Annotated in this window: 22 protein-coding genes and 1 pseudogene; 7 read left to right on the top strand and 16 right to left on the bottom strand. The window is 69.7% G+C overall.

All coding sequences use genetic code 11. The features are described 5' to 3' along the window. Window positions 1-102: 102 nt before the first annotated feature. Both ACFWP5_RS36445 and ACFWP5_RS36440 read right to left on the bottom strand, forming a co-directional pair. Window positions 103-813 (bottom strand): alpha/beta fold hydrolase, encoded by a 711-nt coding sequence (locus tag ACFWP5_RS36445; RefSeq protein ID WP_384166727.1) that lies wholly within the window; start codon window positions 811-813, stop codon window positions 103-105. Between the two features lie 99 nt (window positions 814-912). Continuing rightward, window positions 913-1,494 carry a hypothetical protein gene (locus ACFWP5_RS36440; protein WP_384166724.1) on the bottom strand — a complete coding sequence of 194 codons (582 nt, stop codon included), beginning with the start codon at window positions 1,492-1,494 and terminating at the stop codon, window positions 913-915. A 182-nt stretch (window positions 1,495-1,676) separates the two neighbouring features. On the opposite strand from ACFWP5_RS36440, the gene ACFWP5_RS36435 reads away from it, so the two are divergent. From ACFWP5_RS36435 to ACFWP5_RS36425, 3 genes and pseudogenes are all read left to right on the top strand, one after another. Next, complete coding sequence (locus tag ACFWP5_RS36435; RefSeq protein ID WP_384166722.1) at window positions 1,677-2,360, top strand: DUF998 domain-containing protein; 684 nt, start codon at window positions 1,677-1,679, stop codon at window positions 2,358-2,360. A 56-nt stretch (window positions 2,361-2,416) separates the two neighbouring features. Continuing rightward, window positions 2,417-3,010 (top strand): TetR/AcrR family transcriptional regulator, encoded by a 594-nt coding sequence (locus tag ACFWP5_RS36430; RefSeq protein ID WP_384166719.1) that lies wholly within the window; start codon window positions 2,417-2,419, stop codon window positions 3,008-3,010. A gap of 708 nt (window positions 3,011-3,718) precedes the next feature. Then, window positions 3,719-4,261, top strand: a pseudogene (locus ACFWP5_RS36425) (carbohydrate binding domain-containing protein); the annotation flags it as partial. 541 nt (window positions 4,262-4,802) lie between these two features. Here ACFWP5_RS36425 and ACFWP5_RS36420 read toward each other — a convergent pair. Together ACFWP5_RS36420 and ACFWP5_RS36415 are read right to left on the bottom strand one after the other, a co-directional pair. Further along, window positions 4,803-6,131: a class I SAM-dependent RNA methyltransferase gene (locus ACFWP5_RS36420; protein WP_384166716.1), complete on the bottom strand. Its 1,329-nt coding sequence runs from the start codon at window positions 6,129-6,131 to the stop codon at window positions 4,803-4,805. Window positions 6,132-6,242: 111 nt separating this feature from the next. Next, window positions 6,243-8,294 (bottom strand): APC family permease, encoded by a 2,052-nt coding sequence (locus ACFWP5_RS36415; protein WP_384166713.1) that lies wholly within the window; start codon window positions 8,292-8,294, stop codon window positions 6,243-6,245. Window positions 8,295-8,675: 381 nt separating this feature from the next. On the opposite strand from ACFWP5_RS36415, the gene ACFWP5_RS36410 reads away from it, so the two are divergent. Next, complete coding sequence (locus ACFWP5_RS36410; protein ID WP_033283949.1) at window positions 8,676-9,347, top strand: TrkA family potassium uptake protein; 672 nt, start codon at window positions 8,676-8,678, stop codon at window positions 9,345-9,347. Further along, window positions 9,347-10,024, top strand: coding sequence for a TrkA family potassium uptake protein (locus ACFWP5_RS36405; RefSeq protein WP_019061074.1), 678 nt, complete (start codon window positions 9,347-9,349; stop codon window positions 10,022-10,024). Before ACFWP5_RS36410 ends, ACFWP5_RS36405 begins: the two co-directional genes overlap by 1 nt. 72 nt (window positions 10,025-10,096) lie before the next feature. Here ACFWP5_RS36405 and ACFWP5_RS36400 read toward each other — a convergent pair whose 3' ends face one another. The 8 genes from ACFWP5_RS36400 to ACFWP5_RS36365 all read right to left on the bottom strand — a co-directional run bounded on the left by ACFWP5_RS36400 (window position 10,097) and on the right by ACFWP5_RS36365 (window position 17,942). Next, entirely contained in the window at window positions 10,097-10,876 is a 780-nt protein-coding gene (locus ACFWP5_RS36400; RefSeq protein ID WP_384166708.1) for a DUF3159 domain-containing protein, read from the bottom strand. Between the two features lie 3 nt (window positions 10,877-10,879). Next, entirely contained in the window at window positions 10,880-11,278 is a 399-nt protein-coding gene (locus ACFWP5_RS36395) for an OB-fold nucleic acid binding domain-containing protein (RefSeq protein ID WP_200678990.1), read from the bottom strand. A 45-nt stretch (window positions 11,279-11,323) separates the two neighbouring features. After that, window positions 11,324-12,007 (bottom strand): response regulator, encoded by a 684-nt coding sequence (locus tag ACFWP5_RS36390; protein WP_019061071.1) that lies wholly within the window; start codon window positions 12,005-12,007, stop codon window positions 11,324-11,326. Next, window positions 12,004-14,598 carry an ATP-binding protein gene (locus ACFWP5_RS36385; RefSeq protein ID WP_384166704.1) on the bottom strand — a complete coding sequence of 865 codons (2,595 nt, stop codon included), beginning with the start codon at window positions 14,596-14,598 and terminating at the stop codon, window positions 12,004-12,006. Before ACFWP5_RS36385 ends, ACFWP5_RS36390 begins: the two co-directional genes overlap by 4 nt. 161 nt (window positions 14,599-14,759) lie before the next feature. Then, window positions 14,760-15,935, bottom strand: a complete 1,176-nt coding sequence (locus tag ACFWP5_RS36380; protein ID WP_384166701.1) for an alginate lyase family protein — start codon at window positions 15,933-15,935, stop codon at window positions 14,760-14,762. Window positions 15,936-16,088: 153 nt separating this feature from the next. Then, window positions 16,089-16,844, bottom strand: coding sequence for a DUF3710 domain-containing protein (locus ACFWP5_RS36375; RefSeq protein ID WP_384166698.1), 756 nt, complete (start codon window positions 16,842-16,844; stop codon window positions 16,089-16,091). Window position 16,845: 1 nt separating this feature from the next. Then, window positions 16,846-17,361 carry a dUTP diphosphatase gene (gene dut / locus ACFWP5_RS36370; protein ID WP_384166695.1) on the bottom strand — a complete coding sequence of 172 codons (516 nt, stop codon included), beginning with the start codon at window positions 17,359-17,361 and terminating at the stop codon, window positions 16,846-16,848. After that, window positions 17,358-17,942, bottom strand: a complete 585-nt coding sequence (locus tag ACFWP5_RS36365; RefSeq protein ID WP_329349182.1) for a PaaI family thioesterase — start codon at window positions 17,940-17,942, stop codon at window positions 17,358-17,360. Before ACFWP5_RS36365 ends, dut begins: the two co-directional genes overlap by 4 nt. A gap of 112 nt (window positions 17,943-18,054) precedes the next feature. Here ACFWP5_RS36365 and ACFWP5_RS36360 point away from each other — a divergent pair, with 112 nt between their 5' ends. Beyond that, window positions 18,055-18,516 (top strand): DUF3093 domain-containing protein, encoded by a 462-nt coding sequence (locus ACFWP5_RS36360; protein WP_384166692.1) that lies wholly within the window; start codon window positions 18,055-18,057, stop codon window positions 18,514-18,516. 9 nt (window positions 18,517-18,525) lie between these two features. Here the strand turns inward: ACFWP5_RS36360 and ACFWP5_RS36355 are convergent, their stop codons facing one another. The 4 genes from ACFWP5_RS36355 to ACFWP5_RS36340 all read right to left on the bottom strand — a co-directional run bounded on the left by ACFWP5_RS36355 (window position 18,526) and on the right by ACFWP5_RS36340 (window position 22,041). Continuing rightward, a complete protein-coding gene (locus ACFWP5_RS36355) occupies window positions 18,526-19,443 on the bottom strand; it encodes a hypothetical protein (RefSeq protein WP_384166689.1) in 918 nt (305 codons plus the stop codon). Window positions 19,444-19,456: 13 nt separating this feature from the next. Further along, window positions 19,457-19,753: a DUF4193 domain-containing protein gene (locus ACFWP5_RS36350; protein WP_005481602.1), complete on the bottom strand. Its 297-nt coding sequence runs from the start codon at window positions 19,751-19,753 to the stop codon at window positions 19,457-19,459. Between the two features lie 395 nt (window positions 19,754-20,148). After that, window positions 20,149-21,381, bottom strand: coding sequence for a sensor histidine kinase (locus tag ACFWP5_RS36345; protein ID WP_384166686.1), 1,233 nt, complete (start codon window positions 21,379-21,381; stop codon window positions 20,149-20,151). Between the two features lie 6 nt (window positions 21,382-21,387). Next, window positions 21,388-22,041, bottom strand: coding sequence for a response regulator transcription factor (locus tag ACFWP5_RS36340; protein WP_010983842.1), 654 nt, complete (start codon window positions 22,039-22,041; stop codon window positions 21,388-21,390). 415 nt (window positions 22,042-22,456) lie between these two features. Between ACFWP5_RS36340 and ACFWP5_RS36335 the strand changes: the two genes are divergently transcribed. Next, window positions 22,457-22,633, top strand: a complete 177-nt coding sequence (locus tag ACFWP5_RS36335) for a hypothetical protein (RefSeq protein WP_384166683.1) — start codon at window positions 22,457-22,459, stop codon at window positions 22,631-22,633. Window positions 22,634-22,890 lie beyond the last annotated feature (257 nt).

The following is a 22,890-nucleotide window of genomic DNA, read 5'->3' as shown; positions in this document are numbered from 1 at the left end:
GCAGGCAACTCGATGTGAGTCAGGGGGGGGGGCGCGCCCGCCGCGGGGGGGGGGGCGGCGGTGGCCCCCACCCCGGCCCCCACGACTGTCACCGGAGAGGGCTCACGCGGTGGTGCCCGACGCCGCCTTCTTGATGAACGCGGCGACCTCGGCGGGCTTGGACACGTACACGGCGTGGCTGCCGCCGGTCTCGGTGACGGTCGCACCGGCCCGCTCGGCCATGACGCGCTGGGCCGGCGGCGGGATCATGCGGTCGTCGGTGGCGACCAGGTAGAAGCTCGGCTTCGTACGCCACGCGGGTTGGGTGATCGCACCGCCCAACGCGTCCAGTCCCCACGGCACTTGGGAGTCCGCGAGGAACTGCGCGTCGTCCGCGGGCAGATCACCGGCGAAGGACGCGGCGAACTTCTCCCGGTCGAGGAAGAGGAACCCGTCGACGGGCGGCAGGATCGGCGGAACGGGAGCGCCGGGCGGCGGGTCGGCGATGAGGGTGTTGACGGACTCGCCCTTGTCGGGCGCGAACGCCGCGATGTACACGAGGGCCGACACCTTCTCGTGGGTACCGGCCTCGGAGATCACCGCGCCGCCGTAGGAGTGTCCGACGAGTACGGTCGGGCCGTCCTGGGCGTCGAGGACCCGTTTGGTCGTGGCGACGTCGCCTTCGAGTGACAGCGTGGGGTTCTGGACGACGCTCACGTGGTAGCCGTCGGCGCGGAGCGCGTCGTAGACGCCCCGCCAGCCCGATCCGTCGACGAATCCGCCGTGCACGAGAACGACGTTCTTCGCCGCGCCTGCTTCCGGTGTGGTGCTCACGATGCGCCAACTCCTTCGTGGAGTGAGTGGGGTGAGTGGGGTGGTGCTCAGAGGTCGTGCAATTCGTGGGGCGGGGACGGCAGTTGGCCGCCTGCGGGGTTACGGGACGGCCGTCACCGGCGGCTGGGCCAGGGCCATGAGGCGCGCCTGGGCGCGGGCGGGATAGACCTTCGTGAAGACGGCGGGGGCGACCAGCCCGACGACGTGGGCGGCGATGCCCACCCAGGCCGGGGCGTCCACCGCGTTGGAGATGGCCAGGCTGACGGCGATGAAGGTGAAGCCGGCTCCCCAGGCGCTGGTGATGTAGTTGTTGACCTGGACGAACTCCGGCATGTCCCAGTACTCGCGGGGGGTCTGCCGCTTGGCGATGCCCAGCGTGAAGGGGCTCCGGACCACCAGGCTCCCCCACGCGGTGGCGGCCAGCCAGACGAACGAGATGACGTCGGTGCGGCCGGACAGCGAGGAGTCCGGCCTGGCGACGGAGACGGCGCCGATCACGACGAAGTACGCGAGGGTGCTGATCTCCAGAACGAGCGCGTCGAAGCCGACCCCGCGGCGACGGTCGTTCAGCATCATCAGCAGCCCCGTGACGAGACCGCCGATCGCGCCCCAGCGCCAGTCGAAGGACGAGAGGACGCCGGCGACGATCCAGGGGGCGAATCCGGGCAGATAAGCCAACATTGATTGTTTCCTCGGTGGATTGGAATGGACGCCGACTAGATGCACGGCGGCCCTCGAAGTTCGAACCTTGCGATGTGACGCCGGTCACAAGTCCGGCAGGCGCCTGCCTTCACGACCGCTAACCGGATAGGTCTATCCACTTAATGTAGGGTGGTGAGCATGACCTGTCGAGAGGAGTTCTGATGTCACGCAAGATCTGGGTTCCGCTGGGAGCCGCCGTCCTGGTGCTGAACGCGGTGCAGTGGGTGGCGTCCGAGGCGGTCGCGGCGGCCGCCTGGACCAGCCCGCCCTACAGCTACGCCACGAACTACATCAGCGACCTGGGCGTCCCCGACTGCGGCACGCAGTACCAGGGCCGCACCATCTGTTCGCCGGATCACGCGCTGATGAACACGTCGTTCATCGTCCAGGGCATCCTGTTCGCGATCGGCGTGGTCCTGCTGGCGGCCACCCTGCGCACGGGCCCCGCGCGCCGCGTCGTCATCGCCCTCGCGGGAGCGCACGCGGTGGGCTTCCTGCTGGTCGGCCTGTTCCACGGCTCCCCGGACGGCCCGGGCTACAGCCTGGGGCTGCACGTCGCGGGCGCGTCGATCGGCATCCTGTGCGCGAACGCGATCGCGATCATCGCCGGATCACTGCGGAGCCTCCAACTGCCGCGCGCGTACCGCGTGTTCAGCATCGCGGTCGGCGCGCTCGGCCTCCTGAGCGAGGCGTTCGTGGGCGCCTCGGCGAGCACGGCCGGCGTCTTCGAGCGGGGCGGTGTCTACTCATGGCTGCTGTGGAGCGTCGTGACGGGCGTATCCGTCCTGGTCAGGCAGGCGCGCCGCCCCGCCGAGGCCAGGATGCTGGAGAATGTCCCGGCGTGACCCCCGATACGCAACGCCCGCTGCGAGCGGACGCGGAACGAAACCGCCGCCTCATAATGACGACGGCCGACCGCCTGTTCGCCCGGCGGGGGGCCACCGTCCCCCTCAACGAGATCGCCCGCGAGGCCGGCATCGGCGTAGGCACGGTCTACCGGCGCTTCCCTGACCTCCAGTCCTTGGTGGACGCCCTGTTCACGGAACGCTTCACGGTGTTCCTGGACCTGGCGACCCGGTCGGCGGAACTCCCGGACCCGGCCCAGGCGCTACGGCACTACCTGCTGGAGGCGGCACAGTGGCGCGCCGAAGACCGCGCCCTGGAGGTCATCCTGGCCAACGCGAGCGTCGACACGGGCCCCGTCGCCCGAACCCGCGACCAGCTCGGCCGCCTCGTGGACGGCCTCGCGGAACGAGCGGTCACAGCGGGCGCGGTCCGCAAGGACTTCGCCAGCGCCGACGTGTACGCCTTCCTGTACATGATCGGCGCGGTCGCCGACCGCACGAACGATGTCGCGCCGGATGCCTGGCGGCGGTATGCGGAGGTGTTGATGGTGGGGTTCGGATTGGAGGGGGCGGCGACGGCTCACACGTCGGCGTTGACGGACGATCAACTGCTTGGCAGTTGGCCGAAGCCTTCGGGCGAGCAGGGGTAGCGGGTCGGGGCAACCTAGGGTCAGTTGCCCTTTCCGTGCCCTCTGGAAGGCCCCGTGCGTCACCGGAGCTACGAACGCCGCCCCGCTCTGCGCCCTTGTTCGCCGCGCGGAGCAGAACGGAGGCTTCCCGGTTCAGCGCGCCCGAGTGCCAAATGCGGACCGGATCCAGACCTCCTGGGCACTGGAACAGCGTGGGCTGCCCGCGTCAACGCCGGGTCGACGTACGGCTGTCCTTGACCTCATGGGCGTCGAACGCGGCTTCCCCGGGCGCGCCGCCGGCTGAACCTCCGGAGCTGTCCCTGCGTATGAATTCCGCAAGGGACAGCTCCGGTCTCTGCCACGGGACGGAAGGAGAGCACCGTGCCCACACCGCCCGCCTCCGACGCACCGGACAACCGAACCGCACCGGACAACCGGACCGCGCTGGAGCCCATCCGCGTGCTGCGCCCGCGCCGCACCGACGCGCTGGCCCAACTGCTCGACGAGATACGCCAGGACAAGGACTACCGCGGACACGCGACCGTCCCCCACACCCCGACCGACGGCGAGACAGAGGAACTCCCGCCCGTCCCCGACGGCAAGACAGAGGAACTCCCGCCCGTCCCCGGCGGCAAGACGGAGAAACTTCCCGTACCCGACGGCGACGCCCGCCCGCCGCGTCCCGTAGGCCGCCCGCGCCTGGGGCCCGGACAGCGCCGGGCAGCCGTGGTGATCGCGGTCGCCGCTGCGGCCGTCGCCGGCTTCGGCTGCTCGCTCCTGATCCCCAGCCCTACCGAGGCCACCCCGGCCGCACCCTCGGCGAGCGCGTCGGCCGCCCCGACGTCGGTGGCCCCGAGCGCGGCCGGGGAGGCCGACGTCCTGACCAACCCCGGCTTCGAGTCGGGCAGCGTCTCGCCGTGGAGCTGCACCGGCAACCCGGGCTCAATCGTCACCTCCCCCGTCCACGCGGGCTCCAAAGCCCTCCAGGGGACGGTGAGTTCGAGCGACACCGCGCAGTGCGACCAGACCGTCGCGGTACGGCCGAACACCACCTACTCACTCAGCGGCTGGGTCCGCGGCTCCTACGTCTACCTGGGCGTGAACGGCGGAACCTCCACCTGGACCACGTCCCCCTCCGCCTACAGCCCCCTGACCGTCTCCTTCACCACAGGCGCATCCCAGACCAACGTGACCGTCTACGTGCACGGCTGGTACGCACAGGGCACGTACTACGCCGACGACATCACCCTGAACGGGCCCAGTGGCGGCGGCCATACCTAGAGCTGCCGTCAAGTGAGCCCGCGTGCTGGATCATGGACAGGTGACACGTCGCCGTGAACTGTCCGATACCGAGGGGGAGTTCGTCCTGCCGCTGCCGCTGCCGCCCGAGTCGTTGCGAAGCCGAAAACGGCCGAACGACCGAATGACGAAAGCGCACGCGGCCGGAGACGTCGACCGGCTGGTGCCGGTCGGCTCCGCCGTCGCGCGGACGGCCCACGAGCATGCCGCCGGAAGGCGAAACGGGTCCCGAGAGCCCTCGGGCGTTCCCGAGGCGGGCCGTCGCCACCGGCTGCGACAAGAGAGCCACCACTGTGATCGGCGTCGACCGCTCCCAACAAGCTGCCCACGACGGCGAGACCCACCGACGCCAAGGAACCGCCCACGATCAAGATCCGGACCATTCCCGGGCCGGCGAACCACCCTGAGCGCGGAGACGCGCAATTCACCCTGGTCAGCGACGTGTAGCCCGTGTACCACCGGCAGACGAGGAAGCGGCTGAGCACCCACACAGGCGACCGAACAAAACCGCAGGTCAGGCGCTCTTCGCCACCGGCTCCAGAATCGCCACGCACTCCACATGATGAGTCATCGGAAACAGATCGAACGCCCGCAACGTCCGCACCCGATACCCCCCGTCCCGAAAATACGCCAAGTCCCGCGCCAACGCCGCCGGATCGCAAGCCACGTAAGCGATCTTGCGCGCGCCCAGGGACGACAGATGCTCCACGGTCTTCTTGCCCGCCCCCGCCCGCGGCGGATCAAGGACGATCAGGTCGACCTCGCTGATCCCCGTCCGCGGAAGCACGCTCTCGACCTTGCCCTGTTCGATCCGGACGCGTTCGAACCCGGCGAGGTTGTGCCGGGCGTCCTCGACCGCGCGTTTGCCGGACTCGATGCCGAGGACCGCGCCCTTGTCGCCGAGGCGGTCGGCCAGCGCGCCCGCGAAGAGGCCGACGCCGCAGTACAGGTCGAGGGCCATGTCGCCCTTGCGCGGCAGCAGGCCCTGCATGACCGCCTTGACGAGGGTGTCCGCGGCCATCGGGTGGACCTGCCAGAAGCCGCCGCTGCCGACGCGGTACGTACGGCCGTCGGCCCGCTCGCGCACGAACGCGCGGCCGTGGACGCGGTGGATGCCGCCGTCGTGCTCCTCGACGCGCATGACGGAGACCGGGCGTTCGAGTTCGACCAGGGGCAGGCGGGCGCCGGGACGGGGCTCCAGGATGACCATGCGGTCCTGGGAGCCCGTCGCCGCGATCGCCTCGACCGAGGCCATGCCGGACCAGTCGCGCTCCTCGATGCCCAGCTCGCTGACGCCCAGCGCCGCGATCATGCAGTGCTCGACCGGCTCGACCTCGTGCGAACGGTGCTTGCGCAGACCGGCGTTGCCGTCGACGTCCACCGCGTACTGGACGCGCGTACGCCACCGCGGCACCTGGCCCGCGGGCAGTTTGTCACCCTCGGCCGGCATCACCGTGCCGTCCCAGCCGGCCTCCTCGGGCGTGAGCCCCGCTAGCCGCTGCAACTGCTCGGCGACGACCTCGCCCTTGAGGCGGCGCTGCGCCCCCGGCTTGGCGTGCTGCCAGTCGCAGCCGCCGCAGCGGCCGGGGCCGGCGTACGGACAGGGTGCCTCGACCCGGTCCTTGGACTCGTCCAGAATCGTCACCGCGTCGGCACGCAGGAACCGCGCGCCCTCCTCGCCGTCGGTGACCCGCGCGACGACGCGCTCACCGGGCAGCGCGTGCCGGACGAACAGCACCTGGCCCTCGGACGTACGGGCGATGCAGTGCCCGCCATGGGCGACGGGGCCCACCTCGACCTCGTACTCCTCCCCCACCAGCGATTTCTTCGGTTCTGCCTGCATGGCGGGGTGACTCCACAACGTCAAAGGGGGTACGGCCGGACAACAGCCCACCAGTCTACGTGGACCCCGCCCGGCCGCTCACCACAAAGCCGTCGGCACCAGAGCTCGGCGCTAGGGCTTCGAGTTCGAGGACTCCCGGTGCCGCTCCTCCGCCGGCCCCCGCCGCACCGCACCCGGCGCGCTCCACTCCTGCCGCTTCCGCGCCCGGTTCTTCGCCGCCACGGAGGACTCCAGCTGGTACGGCACCGACGTCACCATCACGCCCGGCGTGAACAGCAGCCGGCCCTTGAGCCGCAGCGCGCTCTGGTTGTGCAGCAGATGCTCGTACCAGTGGCCGACGACGTACTCGGGGATGATCACGGACACCACGTCCCGCGGTGACTCCTTCCGCAGCCCCTTCACGTACTCGATGATCGGCCGCGTGATCTCCCGGTACGGCGAGTCCAGCACCTTCAGCGGTACGTCGATCCCGCGCCGCTCCCACTCCTCGCGCAGCGCCTTGGTCTCCGCCGGGTCGACGTTGACGCTGAGCGCCTCCAGGGTGTCCGAGCGCATCAACTTGGCGTAGGCCAGGGCCCGTAGAGCCGGACGGTGGATCTTGGAGATCAGGACGACCGAGTGGACGCGGGAGGGCCGGAGGCTGTCGTCGCTCGGGCCCTCGGGGGCGGCGATCTCCTCGGCGACCCGGTCGTAGTGCTTACGGATCGCGGTCATCGTGGCGTAGAAGATGCACATGCCGAGCAGTGCCACCCAGGCGCCGTGCGTGAACTTCGTGACCAGGACGACGACCAGCACCAGGCCGGTGAAGAACGCGCCGAACGTGTTGATGGCCCGCGAGCGGACCATGTGGCGACGCTTGGCCTGGTCCTTCTCGGTGGCCAGGTGGCGGTTCCAGTGCCGGACCATGCCGGTCTGGCTGAGCGTGAACGACACGAAGACGCCGACGATGTACAGCTGGATCAGCCGGGTCGAGTCGGCGCCGTAGATCGCCAGCAGCAGGGCGGCCGTGCCGGCGAGCAGCACGATGCCGTTGGAGAAGGCCAGGCGGTCGCCTCGGGTGTGCAGCTGGCGCGGGAGGTAGCGGTCCTGGGCGAGGATCGAGCCGAGGAGGGGGAAGCCGTTGTACGCCGTGTTGGCGGCCAGGAACAGCACCAGCGCGGTGGCCGCGGCGAGCACGACGAACAGGAAGCTGCCCTTGCCGAACACGGCCTCGGCGACCTGCGAGATCACCGGGTTCTGGACATAGCCGGAGCCGATCGCGACGCCGTTGTGGAGCAGGTCGCTGCCCGGGTTCTCGGCCATGCGGACCTTGGTCGTCATGGCGAGGGCGATGATCCCGCAGAACATCGTGACGGCCAGCAGGCCCATCGCGGCGAGCGTGCTCGCGGCGTTCTTGGACTTGGGCTTGCGGAAGGCCGGGACGCCGTTGGAGATCGCCTCGACACCGGTGAGCGCCGCGCAGCCGGAGGAGAAGGCCCGCAGCAGCAGGAAGACCAGGGCGAAGCCCGCCAGGCCCTGGTGCTCGGCCCTGATGTGGTAGGCGGCGGTCGGCGCGCGCATGGTGTCGCCGAGGACGAGTCCGCGGAAGGCGCCCCACGCGATCATGACGAAGACGCCCGCGACGAAGACGTACGTCGGAATCGCGAACAGCGAGCCGGACTCCTTCACCCCGCGCAGGTTCATCAGCGTGAGGAGAACCACGACGGCGATCGCGCAGAGCACCTTGTGCTCGATCACGAAGGGGACCGCGGAGCCGAGGTTCTCGATGCCGGAGGCGATCGAGACGGCGACGGTGAGGACGTAGTCGACGAGCAGGGCGCTCGCGACGGTGAGGCCGGCCTTGGGGCCGAGGTTGGTGGTGGCCACCTCGTAGTCGCCGCCGCCGCTGGGGTAGGCGTGCACGTTCTGCCGGTAGGAGGCGACCACGGTGAACATCAGCACCACGACCGCGAGCGCGATCCAGGGGCTGAAGTGGTACGCCGACACGCCCGCGATGGAGAGGACCAGCAGCACCTCGCCGGGCGCGTACGCCACGGAGGACAGCGGGTCGGAAGCGAAGACGGGGAGTGCGATGCGCTTCGGCAGGAGCGTTTCGCCCAACCGGTCGCTGCGCAGTGCGCGCCCGATGAGGATGCGCTTGGGCACGTCGGTCAGTTTGGACACAACAGAGGATCGTAGGCCTTCGAACAGGCGATCCTCTACTCGCCACCGGCTTGACCCGTCCTTGACCCCTGTCATCTGCCTCACGAGTGAAAGAAGGGACGAGTGGAGCCGCGGATTCCGTCGGGACCGCCGACTCCGTGTCTAGATGACAAAACCCCGCTCCCGCCGCCTCCTGGAGGTTCCATGCCCGCGACCGCAGAGCTGATCGGCGCCCTGGCCACCCTCGTCGGCCTCGGAATCCTCACCCTGGCCAGCGTGCGCAGCATCGGCCGCCGCTGATGCACAGGGGTGCCCCGGAAGGACCGGGCGTGTGTAGCTTGGGCCTCGGTCTGAGACCCTGATGGGGCTGAGCATTGATTTAAGGACACCGGAAGGACGGTCGTGCACATCGTCATCATGGGCTGCGGCAGAGTGGGTTCCGCTCTCGCCCAGACCCTGGAGCAACAGGGGCACACGGTCGCCGTGATCGACCAGGACCCCACCGCCTTCCGTCGGCTGGGCCCCGGATTCGGCGGCCGCCGGGTCACCGGGGTCGGCTTCGACCAGGACACCCTGCGCGAAGCGGGCATCGAGGAGGCGGGCGCGTTCGCGGCCGTCTCCAGCGGTGACAACTCGAACATCATCTCCGCACGCGTGGCCCGCGAGATGTTCGGCGTGGAGAACGTCGCGGCCCGTATCTACGACCCCCGCCGCGCCGAGGTCTACCAGCGCCTGGGCATCCCCACCGTGGCCACGGTCCGCTGGACCGCCGACCAGATGCTGCGCCGGCTGCTGCCCTCCGGCGCGGAGCCGCTGTGGCGGGACCCCACCGGCGGCGTCCAGCTCGCCGAGGTGCACGCCTCGGCCGCCTGGGTCGGCCAGCGGATCAGCAAGCTGCAGGAGGAGACGGGCGTCCGCGTGGCGTTCCTCACCCGTCTCGGCGAGGCGATGCTGCCCTCTTCGCAGACCGTGTTGCAGGAGGGCGACCTCGTGCACGTGATGATGCGTACGGACGAGGTCGACAAGGTCGAGGCGGCGTTCGCCAAGGGTCCCGAAGAGGAGGGCGGTCACTGATGAGGGTCGCCATTGCCGGAGCCGGCGCGGTCGGACGTTCGATCGCCGGAGAGCTGCTGGAGAACGGTCACGAGATCCTTCTCATCGACAAGGCCCCGACCGCGATCTCGGTCGAGCGGGTCCCCCAGGCGGAGTGGCTGCTGGCCGACGCCTGCGAGATCACGTCCCTGGACGAGGCGGCGCTGCAGCGCTGCAACGTCGTGATCGCCGCGACCGGCGACGACAAGGTCAACCTCGTCGTCTCCCTCCTCGCGAAGACGGAGTACGGCGTTCCGCGCGTCGTCGCCCGCGTCAACAACCCGAAGAACGAGTGGCTCTTCAACGAGTCCTGGGGCGTCGACGTGGCCGTCTCCACCCCGCGTCTGATGTCGGCCCTGGTCGAGGAGGCGGTGTCGGTCGGCGACCTGGTCCGCCTGCTCCGCTTCAGCCACGGCGACGCGAACCTCGTCGAGCTGACCCTCCCCGAGGAGTCCGCCCTCGCGGGCACCCAGGTCGGCGACGTGGAGTGGCCCGAGGACACGTCCCTGGTCACGATCATCCGCGGCACGCGCGTGCTGACCCCGTCCCGCGAGGACTCCCTGGAGGCAGGCGACGAGCTGTTGTTCGTGGCGGCTCAGGCGCGCGAGGAGCAGCTGGAGGATCTGCTGTCGGTACGCCGGGAGGACGCGGCGAGCTAGAGCGGTTCTACGACGAAGAGGGCGCCCTGAGATTTCAGGGCGCCCTCTTCGTCGTAGCGAAAGCGGCGAAGACTACGCGTCGCGCCGGTGGCGTCCCGACGTGGCGTCCTGCCCCTCAACCGCGGCCTCCGCAGCGGCCTTTCGGTCCTTCTCCGCCTGCTCCTCCGCCTCCATCTCCGCGAACACGTCGATCGGCGCGGGCGCCTTCGCGAGGAAGACCCAGGTCAGCCAGACGGCGAGGAGGAACGGCGGGATCTTCAACGCGACGAGGACCCAGCCGAGTTGGGCGGTGTTGGCCCACCAGTACAGCGGGAAGAGGATCGCGCACTTGGCGAGCAGGATCAGGCCCCAGGCCCAACTGGCCTTGGCGTAGGCCTTCTTGCGGCCGGGGTTGCGGGTCCGCCAGGAGAGGTTCTCCTTGAAGACCGGGCCCAGGATCAGGCCGATCAGCGGGACGCCGGCGAGGGTCGTGATGATGTAGGCCAGCGCCAGGCCCAGCGTGTAGAGCATGCCGGGGAGGTAGAAGTTCTTGGCGTTGCCCGTCATCATCGCGAAGACGACACCGAAGGCGACGCCGAAGACGCCGCTGAAGGCGTGCTTGACGGTGTCGCGCGTCACCAGCCGGACCACGACCAGGACCAGCGACACGGCCAGTGCGGCGATCGCCGACCAGTGCAGGTTCTTGTTGATGGTGAAGATGGTGACGAAGAGGAGGCCGGGCAGGACCGTTTCGATCATGCCGCGCAGGCCGCCGAACGCCTCGAAGAGGGCCGCCTCGGTCACCGCCCGGACATCCTGCTCGCTGTCTTCGGCGTCCACGGTGTCCGCGGTCGGCTTGTCGAGCGACGTCACCGGCTACTCCCGTCCGAGGGGTCTCAGTTCGTATTTCGGGTTGAAGAGCACCCGGCGGCCTCTGCTCATCGAGATCCGGCCGGACGCGATCAGCTTGCGCCCCGGTTCTATCCCCACGATGGAGCGCCTGCCGAGCCACACCACGTCCAGAGCGGCGGAGCCGTCGAACAGCTCGGCCTCCAGGGCCGGGACTCCCGCCCGGGGGCGCAGCGTGACCGTGCGCAAGGTACCAGTAACCGTCACGATCTGTCGGTCGTGGCAGTCGCCGATCCGGACACAGCCCTCGGTCTCGGCGTCCTCACGCAGCTCCTCCGACTCCAGGTCCTCCTGCGAGGTGGAGAGCCGGTCGAGCATGCGCCGGAAGCGGCCTGCCGGCTTTTCGGAACGAGGGACAGCACTCATATCTGAAGCGTACCGGGGTCCACCGACAGCAACGTACCCACGGCCCTAGCGCTCGAACCGGTAGCCCATACCCGGCTCCGTGATGAAGTGCTTCGGATGCGCGGGATCCGTCTCCAGCTTGCGCCGCAGCTGCGCCATGTACACGCGCAGATAGTTCGTCTCGGTCCCGTACGACGGCCCCCACACCTCCTGGAGCAGCTGCTTCTGGCTGACGAGCCGCCCGGTGTTGCGCACCAGCACCTCCAGCAGATGCCACTCCGTGGGGGTCAGCCGTACGTCCCGCCCGTCCCGCTGGACCTTCTTGGCGGCCAGGTCGACGGTGAACTCCTCGGTCTCGACCAGGACGTCGTCCTCGCCGCCCCCGGTGGGCTCGGCCCGGCGCACGGCGGCCCGCAGCCGGGCCAGCAGCTCGTCCATGCCGAACGGCTTGGTGACGTAGTCGTCGGCGCCCGCGTCCAGCGCCTCCACCTTCTCGTCGGAGGAGTGCCGCGCGGACAGCACCAGGATCGGCACCCGGGTCCAGCCCCGCAGCCCCCGGATCACCTCGACGCCGTCCATGTCGGGCAGCCCCAGGTCGAGGACGACCACGTCCGGGTGGCGGGACGCGGCGAGATCGAGGGCGGTCTTGCCGTCGGCTGCCGCGTCGACCTCGTACTTCCGCGCCTTGAGGTTGATCACGAGGGCCCGCACGATCTGCGGCTCATCCTCGACCACGAGGACCCTGGTCATGAGACCTGCCTTTCCGGTTGCACGTCCTGCACGTCCTGCATGTGTCGCGCGCCTTGTACTTCTTCTACGGCACCGTCCGCCGGCGCGGGTTCGAGCGGCGGCGCCGCCCGGAGGGTGAGGACCATGGTCAGGCCACCGCCGGGCGTGTCCTCCGCGTTCAGGGTGCCGTTCATCGCCTCGGTGAAGCCGCGCGCCACGGCGAGACCGAGTCCCACTCCGGCGCCGCGCGGGGCATCGCCGTAGCGCTGGAAGGGCTCGAAGATGCGGTCCTTGGCCTCGTCCGGGACTCCTGGGCCCCGGTCGACCACCCGTACCTCGACGCGGTCGGCGATGGCGCTGGCGGACACCAGGACGGTTTCGCCGGGCGGGCTGTACTTGACCGCGTTCTCGACCAGGTTGGCCACCGCCCGCTCAAGGAGCCCGGGGTCGACGGCCACCATGGGCAGCGTCTCCGGGATGTCCAGTTCCGCGCTGCCCTCGGGCACCCCGCCCAGCGCCATCGGCACCACCTCGTCGAGGTCGATCTCGCGGATGATCGGGGTGACCGTGCCGGTCTGCAGGCGGGACATGTCGAGCAGGTTGCCCACGAGGTGGTCGAGCCGGTCGGCGCCGTCCTCGATGCCCTCCAGGAGCTCGGCCTGGTCCTCCTCGGACCACGCCACGTCGTCGGAGCGCAGACTCGACACGGCCGCCTTGATGCCGGCGAGCGGGGTCCGCAGATCGTGGCTCACGGCCGCCAGGAGGGCCGTACGGATGCGGTTGCCCTCGGCGAGCGCGCGGGCCTGGTCGGCCTCCTCACGGAGGCGTCGGCGGTCCAGTACGACGGCTGCCTGCGCGGCGAAGGCGGCCAGGACCCGGCGGTCGGAGGCGGGCAGGACCCGGCCGGTCAGCGCGAGGGCCATGTGGTCGCCGACCGGCATGTCCACGTCGCCGTCCTCGGGCCGCTCCAGCGGCACCCCCACGCCCACGCGGCCCGCGCAGGTCCAGGGGGCCACGTCGCTCTTGCGCTCCAGCAGGGCCACGGACTCCATGCCGAAGGTCTCACGGACCCGCTCCAGCAGTGCCTCCAGGCTGGTCTCGCCGCGCAGCACGCTGCCCGCGAGGAAGGACAGGATCTCGGACTCGGCGCGCAGTCGGGCGGCCTGCTGGGTGCGTCTCGCGGCGAGGTCCACCACGGAGGCGACGGACACGGCGACGCCGACGAAGATCGCGATGGCGACGATGTTCTTGGGGTCGGCGATCGTCAGCCGGTGCAGCGGGGGCGTGTAGTAGTAGTTCAGCAGGAACGAGCCGAGGGCCGCCGAGACCAGCGCCGGCAGCAGCCCGCCGAGCAGCGCCGCCGCCACCGTCAGGGACAGGAACAGCAGCATGTCGTTGGCGAGCCCGAGATGGACGGCGTTCAGCAGGAGCGCGAGCCCCACCGGGCCGGCCACACCGACCAGCCACCCCGAGACGATCCGGGCCCGCCCTAGCCGCGCGCCCCGGGACACGGGCAGTCCGCGCCCCTTGGCGACCTCCTCATGGGTGACGATGTGGACGTCCAGGTCAGGGCCCGATTCCCGGGCGACCGTCGCTCCCACCCCCGGCCCGAAGACGTACTGCCAGGTCTTGCGGCGCGAGGAGCCGAGGACGATCTGAGTGGCGTTGACCCCGCGCGCGAAGTCGAGCAGCGCGGCCGGGATGTCGTCGCCGACGACGTGGTGGAAGGTGCCGCCGAGGTCCTCGGCGAGCGTGCGCTGGAGGGCGAGTTCCTTCGGGGAGGCCGAGGTCAGGCCGTCGCTGCGGGAGATGTAGACGGCCAGCACCTCGCCGCCGGCCCCCTTCTCGGCGAGCCGCGCGGCCCGCCGTATCAGCGTCCGCCCTTCGGGGCCGCCGGTCAGCCCGACGACGATCCGCTCGCGTGAACCCCAGATCGCCGAGACCTTGTGTTCGCTGCGGTACTCCTGCAGATACTCGTCGACCCGGTCGGCCACCCACAGCAGCGCCAGTTCGCGCAGGGCGGTGAGGTTGCCGGGCCGGAAGTAGTTCGAGAGGGCCGCGTCGACCTTGTCGGGCTTGTAGATGTTGCCGTGCGCCATGCGGCGGCGGAGCGCCTGTGGCGACATGTCGACGAGTTCGATCTGGTCGGCCCGGCGGACGACCTCGTCCGGCACGGTCTCCTGCTGCCGTACGCCGGTGATCGACTCGACCACGTCACCGAGGGACTCCAGGTGCTGGATGTTGACGGTCGACACGACGTCGATGCCGGCGGCGAGGAGTTCCTCGATGTCCTGCCAGCGCTTGGTGTTCCGGGAGCCCGGGATGTTGGTGTGGGCGAGTTCGTCCACCAGGGCGACGGCGGGGGCCCGGCGCAGCACCGCGTCGACGTCCATCTCGGTGAAGACGGTCCCCCGGTACGCCAGCTCCACACGCGGGACCTGCTCCAGGCCATGGAGCATCACCTCGGTGCGCGCCCTCCCGTGGTGCTCCACGAAGGCGACCACGCAGTCGGTGCCCCGCTCCACCCTGCGGTGGGCCTCGGACAGCATGGCGTACGTCTTGCCGACGCCCGGTGCCGCACCGAGGTAGATCCGAAGCTTGCCGCGTCCCATGGCCCCATTGTCTTCCCGTCACAGCTCTGTACGCAGCGTCGACTTTACGGCCAATAAGTCCGACAAATGAGGTGGTGAGCGCGGTAGGGGACGTCTTTGACGCATCCCTGATGCCCGTACGGCACCGTACGGGCATCAGGGTCCGGCGATGTTCAGGATGATCAGTTGGGGTTGTCGCCGTGCGTGAGGGTCTCCCAGGCCACGAAGAGGTTGTTGCTGCCGGCCGGGCGGTTGTTCAGGGTGAGCGTCTGGGTGTTGGTCATCGCGATGCCCAGCCGGTTGTGCAGGGCGTTGTAGCCGACCTCGGTGACCGGCCCGAGCCCGAGGGTCAGCGAGCCGCCGCACAGCCAGCTCGGCACGGCAGTCCCCAGCTGGTACTTGGCCTGGAACCCGAGCGCCTGCCGCAGCCGCTCCCCCACGTCGGTGCCGTAGAGATCGGTGCCCTGGATCCGGCTGGTCTCGGCGACGTGCGAGATCGACGAGAGGCCGTACCCGGTGTGCGTGAAGTCGCGGCACGTCTCCTGGGTGAGCCCGGTGACGAAGGTCGACTGGCCCTGCCAGTAACTGACGATCTTCGCCGTGGTGTTGAGGTTCTGGCTCGGCACGGTCTTCGGTACGGAACCGTCCGAGGCGAGGTAGATGTACGCGGCCGTCCGCGTCCGGAAGATCGCCATGGCCTTGTCGTACGACGTCTTGTCCTCCAGGAAGACGGAGATGCCGACGGCGGCGTCCATCATCGCCAGCTCCCAGTTCCCGTTGGAATTGGAGCCGTTGATGATCTCGGGCAGGTACACGTTGCGCAGCATGGTCGAGAAGCGGGCCGAGTTGGTCCACGTCCCGGTGTACGTGTACTTGATGATCTCGGCGGCCTTGGGCCAGGAGGCGCCGGCCCAGCCGGTCTGCAGGGGCGCGTTGCTGTTGGTGTGGCTGGTGATCGTGGCCGACCAGGCGTCCATGATCTCGATGGCCTTCTGGGCGTAGCGCGCGTCCTTGGTGATGTACCAGGCGAGCGCGTCGGTGTAGGCCGCGATCGCGTCCTCGCGCTCGTCGGTGCAGCCGTAGTTGGGGTTGGAGTACGAGCCGCACTCGACGACGGCTCTGGGCTTCGGGGTCCGGCTCAGACTGGCGTAGGAGCTGGCCATCATCTGGTCGTAGGCGCCCTTCCAGGGCTGGGCGCCGGCGAGGACCTCGGTGCGGGCGAAGTCCAGCTGACTCCTGGAGACGTCGACTCCGGGATGGACGAAGGTGGCGGGGGCCGCCTGGGCGGCGGGGCCGGGCTGGGCGAAGAAGCCCAGGACCAGCGCGGTGACGACGGAGAGCAGGGCAGCGCGGCGCACGGTGACTCCGTTCTCGTATGTGAACACAGAGCACCCTCATGAACATGGGCGTTGAGCCGAGACCATAGGTACGGACCAATGAGCCGTCAAGAGTGCGCGCACGACGAAGGGCCGCACCCCGCGAGGGGTACGGCCCTTTTTCGCCTGTTCTCGCTAGCGGACCTCGGTGATCTCCGGTCCGCGCTGCAGCTGCCCCATACCGCCGGAGAAGCGGGAACCCGCCTCCTCCTGCTGAACGCCCTCGGGAACCATCTGGGCGTCGTTCGGCAGCTTCAGGACGATCGGGTCGCGGGGCGCCATCGGGCCCTCGCCGCGCACAACGACCGTGTCCCGGAAGATCTGTTCGAGCAGACCGGCCGCCTGCGGCTGCACCGCGCCCTGCCCGGAGATCACCCCGCGCAGGAACCAGCGCGAACCGTCCACACCGACGAACCGCACCACCTGGAAGCCGCCCGTGCCGTCCGGCAGCTGCACCGGAACCTGCGCGCGCAACTCCCAGCCCAGCGACCCCTCGACCTCGTCGACGATGCCGCCCTGCTGGGTGATGCCGCTGGCGATCTCCTCGCGGACCTCACCCCAGATGCCCTCGCGCTTGGGAGCGGCGAAGGCCTGCAACTGGATGGCACTGTCCTTGAGGACCACGGTGGCGGCGACGATCGCGTCGCCCGCGACCTCGACCCGCAGCTCCATGCCGTCGACTCCCGGCACGAACAGACCGCCCAGGTCCACCCGGCCCTCGGCGGGGTCGCCGATCTCCGAGTCGTCCCAGGGTCCGTCGGGGCGGGGCTCCGGCTCGAGCTTCACGCGCTCGACCGACCCGTCCGCCTCCGTGTCGACGTCGTCGACGACCTGCTCGGCCTCGCTCGCCGCGTCCTCGGCGGCAGTGCCCTTCTTGCGACGTCCGAACACGTCACTGTCCTTCCCGGTCGGATACGACCGAAGCGTATCGATTCCCACCCGCTGTGCCGCCCACGGCGGCGTGACCGCCGGTGGACCCGAAGCCCCCCTCGGCCCGCGCCGAACCGGGAAGCTCCGCGACCTCCTGGAAGCGGACCCTCTCGACCTGCTGGACGACCAGCTGGGCGATCCGGTCGAAGCGCTCGAACCGTACCGACTCGTACGGGTCGAGATTCACCACGATCACCTTGATCTCCCCACGGTACCCGGCATCAACCGTCCCCGGGGCATTCACCAGGGCAACACCGCAGCGGGCGGCGAGCCCGGAACGAGGGTGCACGAAGGCCGCGTACCCCTCGGGGAGCGCGATAGACACCCCCGTGGGCAGTACGGCCCGTTCACCCGGCTTCAGTTCCCGGCTCTCGGTGGTCCGCAGATCCGCTCCCGCGTCACCGGGATGCTCGTACGACGGAAGCGGTACGTCCGGGTCGACACGGCGGATCAAAACGTCCAGAGGGCTACGGCTCACGGGTTCACCTCGAAGGCACGGGTCCGCCGGACCTGGTCCGGGTCGTCCATGGCGGCCCGGATCTCCTGCGGGCGGCCGTTGTCGATGAAGTGGTCGACCTTCACCTCGACGAAGAGGGCGTCGGCGCGCACCGCGACAGGCCCGTCGGGGCCGCCGATGCGTCCGGTGGCGGTCGAGTAGATCTTCCGGCCGGCCACGGCCGTCACCTCGGCCTCCAGGTACAGCACGGTGTCCACGGGCACCGGCCGGACGAAGTCGGTCTCCAGGCGGCCGGTTACCGCGATCGTCCGCAGCAGCCAGTTCAGCGAGCCGAGGGTCTCGTCCAGCGCGCTGGCGAGCACACCACCGTGCGCGAGGCCCGGGGCGCCCTGGTGGGCGGCCCGCACGGTGAATTCGGCGGTGATGGTCACGCCCTCGCCGGCCCGCGCCTCCAGGTGCAGCCCGTGCGGCTGGTCGCCGCCACACCCGAAACACTGTTCGTAGTGCGCACCGAGCAGCTCGCCCGGCGCGGGCGCGTCAGGGTGCCGCACCGGTTTCACGGCGTCGGACGGAGGCTCAAGTGCCGGAGAAGTACCACTCACAGCCGCAGACCTTACCCGCCCGCCCGTCACCCACCGCCACCCTGCCTGACAGCGCTGCGCGCTGGCCCCCCTGGTCCCGGCGGGTTCCCGACACCGTGCCAAGCTTGGCTCCATGCAGCTTTCCGCCTCCCCCTACGACGAGCGCCTCACCACCCCCGCTTCGTGGTGGTTCATCTCGTTCCTGGTGGGCGTCTCCTTCGCCCTGATCCTGCTGCCCTTCGGCACCCTGCCGATGCTCGGCGGCCTGGTCGGCGGCACGGCGGCCGCGTCCGTCATGGCCAGCTCCTACGGCTCGCTCCGCATCCGGATCGTGGGCGACCAACTGATCGCCGGCGAGGCGAAGATCCCGGTGACGGCCCTGGGCGAGGCGGAGATCCTGGACCCGGAGGAGGCGCGCGCCTGGCGCACCTACAAGGCCGACACCCGCGCCTTCCTGCTGCTGCGCTCGTACATCCCGAGGGCACTGCGCGTCGAGGTCACCGACCCGGACGACCCGACGCCGTACCTGTACCTGTCGACCCGTGAGCCGGAGCGGCTGGCGGAGGCGCTGAAGGCGGCACGGGCCGCGGTCTAGGACCGGCCCCTAGCGACCGAGTTCCTTCGGGATCTCACCCATCCGGATCGGGTCCGGCGGGGTCTCCAGGGGAGGCAGTTCGGGCAGCGCGTCCCACGGGACCTGGGCCTTGCGCAGGTCCTTGCGGATGCGCTCGGCGAGTTTCTTGGTGTCCCGGCGGTTCATGACCGCTCCGACGGCGGCGCCGACCATGAAGGGCATCAGGTTCGGCAGGTCGCGGACCATGCGTTTCATGATCTGCTGGCGTAGTTCGCGCTTCATGTGGCCGTTCAGCGCGGCGCTCATGGTCGACGGTTTGGTCACGTCGATACCGCGCTCTCCGGACCAGGAGTTCAGATACGTGGTGCTGCGCTGCCGGAGGTCGCCGGGCGGACGGACGCCGTAGACCTCGTAGAGCTCGGCGATCAGCTTCAGCTCGATCGCGGCGACGCCGGTGATCTCGGCGGCCAGTTCGGTGGGCATCGCGGGCGGTACCGGCAGCATCGCCGCGGCACCGATTCCCGCGCCGACCGTCGACGTGCCGTTCGCCGCGCCCGCCACCAGTTTGTCGGCGAGCTGTTCGGGGCCGAGGCCCGGGAACTGCCGCCGAAGCGCCTCAAGGTCCCGTACGGGGATCCGCGGGGCGATGTCGATGATCCTGTCGGCGAGGTACGCCAGACCGGCCCTGGCCCGGCTGCCGCCCTTACGGACGCCTTCCTTGGCCTTGTCCCGGATGACCGCCACCCGTCGTTTGGCGACGGGGGCGGCTGCGGGAACGTCCGCCGGCACCGGGAGGTCAGCCCGGTCGGCCGCCGGTTCGAGCGAGGCTGATCCCTGGTCGGATGAGCCCCGCTCGTCGTCACGCGCGCCATGAGGACCGTCTGTCGGCCCTTCGTCCGCTCCCGACGGGAGGGAGCGGCGCTTCCAGGGTGGGGTCGAGCCAGTCACGGCCGACCCCTCCTCAGTCGCAGTCGCGGCAGATCGGCTGGCCGTTCTTCTCGCGGGCCAGCTGGCTGCGGTGGTGCACCAGGAAGCAGCTCATGCAAGTGAACTCGTCCTGCTGCTTGGGCAGCACCCGGACGGCCAGCTCTTCGTTCGAGAGGTCCGCTCCGGGCAGTTCGAGGCCTTCGGCTGCCTCGAATTCGTCGACGTCCACTGCGGAAGTCGACTTGTCGTTCCTACGGGCCTTGAGTTCTTCAAGGCTGTCCGAGTCGACGTCGTCGTCGGTCTTGCGTGGGGTGTCGTAATCCGTTGCCATGTCGCGCTCTCCCCCTCTGGGTGTCTGCGGTGTCTCCAGCGCACGTAACGCGTGAGAGGCCGGACTTGTGCCCGACCTGAGGCGGAGATTTTGCCTCACATCAAGGTCTGTTACTCAATCGACACCCAACCGGACCCCTCAAGAGTGATCGGCTTGGATGGCGAAGGGGACCGTACACGGTCCTCGTGCCGCTCTTCAAAGGCACCTCATCGTGTACTTCCCGTGATCAAGACCCCCGAAAACCCGGATTTTCCCGGCTTTCCGACAGGGTGCATGATCACGGAGAGTAGATGGCCTGAAAATCGCGCTTGTGATCGATCACACACGGGGTTGCCGGAGAAGCGGCCAGAAAATTCCGCGCAAAGCGAACATCCTCGTGTGTCGGCGACATGATCTCAGATGGGCAGGGTGACTCGCATCACGAGTCCACCCCCCTCACGCGGCTGGGCCGAGATATGGCCGCCGTGTGCGCGCGCCACGGACCGCGCGATCGACAGACCGAGGCCCACACCCTTGTCGCTGCCTGTTCGTTCCGTACGCAGCCGTCTGAAGGGTTCGAAGAGGTTGTCGATCTCGTACGCCGGGACCACCGGACCCGTGTTCGAGACTATGAGCACCGCATGGCCGTGCTGGACCTCGGTGGTGACCTCGACCCAGCCGTCCTCCGGCACGTTGTAGCGCACCGCGTTCTGCACCAGGTTCAGGGCGATCCGCTCCAGGAGGACGCCGTTGCCCTGGACGACCGAGGGTTTCTGCTCGCCGCGGATCACCACGCCCTTGGCGGCCGCTTCGCCGAGCACCTGGTCGACGGCCTGCTCGGCGACCTCGGCGAGGTCCACGGGCTTGCGCTCGACGATCTGGTTGTCGCTGCGGGCGAGCAGCAGCAGACCCTCCACGAGCTGCTCGCTGCGCTCGTTGGTGGCCAGCAGCGTCTTGCCGAGCTGCTGGAGTTCGATGGGAGCGCCGGGATCGGACAGATGCACTTCCAGGAGGGTGCGGTTGATCGCCAGCGGGGTGCGCAGCTCGTGCGACGCGTTCCCCACGAAGCGCTGCTGGGCGGTGAACGCCCGCTGCAGCCGGTCCAGCATCTCGTCGAAGGTGTCCGCGAGTTCCTTGAGTTCGTCGTCCGGGCCGTCCAGCTCGATCCGGCGGGACAGGTCCGAGCCGGCCACCGCGCGGGCGGTCCGGGTGATCCGGCCCAGCGGGGACAGCACCCGGCCCGCCATCGCGTAGCCGAAGGCGAAGGCGATGATCGCGAGACCGAGCAGGGCCAGCAGCGAGCGGCTGAGCAGGTCGTCCAGGGCGTGCTGGCGCTGCTCGTTGACGCACTCGTTCATCGCGTTGTTCATCTCGGTCGCCGACGGCGAGGACGGGAAGTTGCAGGCCTTGCTGCTCACCGATCCTTCGAGGATCTTGAACGGCAGATCACTGCCCACGTTCAGCGCGTGGGCGGCGAGCAGGTAGATGATCGACAGCAGCAGGATGCCGGCGATCAGGAACATGCCGCCGTACAGCAGGGTGAGCCTTATGCGGATGGTGGGACGCAGCCAGGGGAACGGCGGTTCGGGCCTTCTGGGGTCCCACGTGGGCTTCGGGGGCGCCTGGGGAGGCGCCGGGGTCGTGGCCACAGGGGATCAGATCCGGTAGCCGGAGCCGGGGACGGTGACGATGACCGGGGGCTCACCGAGCTTGCGGCGCAGGGTCATCACGGTGACGCGCACGACGTTGGTGAACGGGTCCGTGTTCTCGTCCCAGGCCTTCTCCAGGAGCTGCTCCGCGGAGACGACGGCGCCCTCGCTGCGCAGCAGCACCTCCAGGACGGCGAACTCCTTGGGCGCGAGCTGGACTTCCTTGCCGTCGCGGAACACCTCGCGGCGGTTCGGGTCGAGCTTGATGCCGGCGCGCTCCAGGACGGGCGGCAGCGGCACGCTCGTACGCCGGCCGAGGGCACGCACGCGTGCCGTCAGCTCGCTGAACGCGAAGGGCTTCGGCAGATAGTCGTCGGCGCCGATCTCCAGGCCCTCGACACGGTCGCTGACGTCGCCGGACGCCGTGAGCATCAGCACGCGTGTGGGCATGCCGAGCTCGACGATCTTGCGGCAGACGTCGTCACCGTGCACGAGCGGGAGATCACGGTCGAGGACGACCACGTCGTAGTCGTTGACGCCGATGCGCTCCAGGGCGGCCGCACCGTCGTACACGACGTCGACGGCCATGGCCTCCCGGCGCAGTCCGGTGGCCACCGCATCGGCGAGCAGCTGCTCGTCCTCGACGACGAGTACGCGCACGTCGCTTGTCCTTCCTCTGTCCACCCGCGTAGCGCGCCTCGGCGCACACGGGCAGGGTCTTCGTGGCTGTGTGACCTCCATCCTGCCCTTTTCGGCCATAAGTCGGCTGTAAGGCGGCCGGACGCGGGATGAAGGACCGGTGTGAGGCCCGGGAATGCGGGATTTTCTCGGTGGGTTGAGGTTTCCACGGAAGGGAGCGGGGGGAGGACGGCTTTACACCCCGCGATCACGCTCTGCACGTGGCAAGCCACCTTGTGGTACGTCCAACCGCTTCCGCAGAGCGGGCGTGGGTGTCCGGCACCGTCGCCGCCCAGCCAGGGCAGCGCTGGGCACCCCATCCGCAGACGTGATCGCCCCTTCCGAACGGCACACCCCCGTGCCAAACGACCCACGACCCAGGACGAGGGGGCGCAGCATGGACGCATTCACCGCAGGACTTCTGCAGCGCATAAGGGCGACCGAGACCGACCTGACGCGGGCTCGTGACGAGGGCGACGACTTCCTCGTCGAGGTGGAACAGGCCGAGCTCGACGACCTGCGCCGCCTCGCCGCCGACCACGGTGTGGAGGTCGGCGCGACGAGCGTCGTCTGATCAGTGCGGCCCGCAGGACATCAGGACCCCGGCGAATCCAGCGCCGGGGTCCTGCTGCTTTCCATCGTCGGCCACCTATCGCTCTTCGCCCACGGGACCCGACGGCGAGGGCCCACCAAGTCCCACTGTCCCCACGCGCCGGCCGAGAGGGAGCCGTAGGGGCGCGCCGGTGTCGAGAGTCTGGGGGTCCCTCCCGCTCGAGCGAAGCCGAGCGGGAGGGAGCGCGGAGGCGCGAAGCGCAGAGCACGGTGGGGCTC

The sequence above is a fragment of the Streptomyces sp. NPDC058469 genome, assembly GCF_042721125.1.
In the GTDB taxonomy this organism is placed as follows: Bacteria; Actinomycetota; Actinomycetes; order Streptomycetales; family Streptomycetaceae; genus Streptomyces.
Note: the sequence above shows the minus strand (reverse complement) of the source record. Positions and strands in the feature narration are given on the sequence as shown.

Bases quoted from the DNA above. Each gene is read 5' to 3' on its own strand.
- ACFWP5_RS36390 (WP_019061071.1), bottom strand. From the start codon at position 12,007: ATGACCAGGGTCCTCGTGGTCGAGGATGAGCCGCAGATCGTGCGGGCC.
- ACFWP5_RS36335 (WP_384166683.1), top strand. From the start codon at position 22,457: ATGGACGCATTCACCGCAGGACTTCTGCAGCGCATAAGGGCGACCGAG.
- ACFWP5_RS36360 (WP_384166692.1), top strand. From the start codon at position 18,055: ATGCAGCTTTCCGCCTCCCCCTACGACGAGCGCCTCACCACCCCCGCT.
- ACFWP5_RS36440 (WP_384166724.1), bottom strand. From the start codon at position 1,494: ATGTTGGCTTATCTGCCCGGATTCGCCCCCTGGATCGTCGCCGGCGTC.
- ACFWP5_RS36395 (WP_200678990.1), bottom strand. From the start codon at position 11,278: ATGAGTGCTGTCCCTCGTTCCGAAAAGCCGGCAGGCCGCTTCCGGCGC.
- ACFWP5_RS36435 (WP_384166722.1), top strand. From the start codon at position 1,677: ATGTCACGCAAGATCTGGGTTCCGCTGGGAGCCGCCGTCCTGGTGCTG.
- ACFWP5_RS36385 (WP_384166704.1), bottom strand. From the start codon at position 14,598: ATGGGACGCGGCAAGCTTCGGATCTACCTCGGTGCGGCACCGGGCGTC.
- ACFWP5_RS36350 (WP_005481602.1), bottom strand. From the start codon at position 19,753: ATGGCAACGGATTACGACACCCCACGCAAGACCGACGACGACGTCGAC.
- ACFWP5_RS36420 (WP_384166716.1), bottom strand. From the start codon at position 6,131: ATGCAGGCAGAACCGAAGAAATCGCTGGTGGGGGAGGAGTACGAGGTC.
- ACFWP5_RS36405 (WP_019061074.1), top strand. From the start codon at position 9,347: ATGAGGGTCGCCATTGCCGGAGCCGGCGCGGTCGGACGTTCGATCGCC.
- ACFWP5_RS36430 (WP_384166719.1), top strand. From the start codon at position 2,417: ATGACGACGGCCGACCGCCTGTTCGCCCGGCGGGGGGCCACCGTCCCC.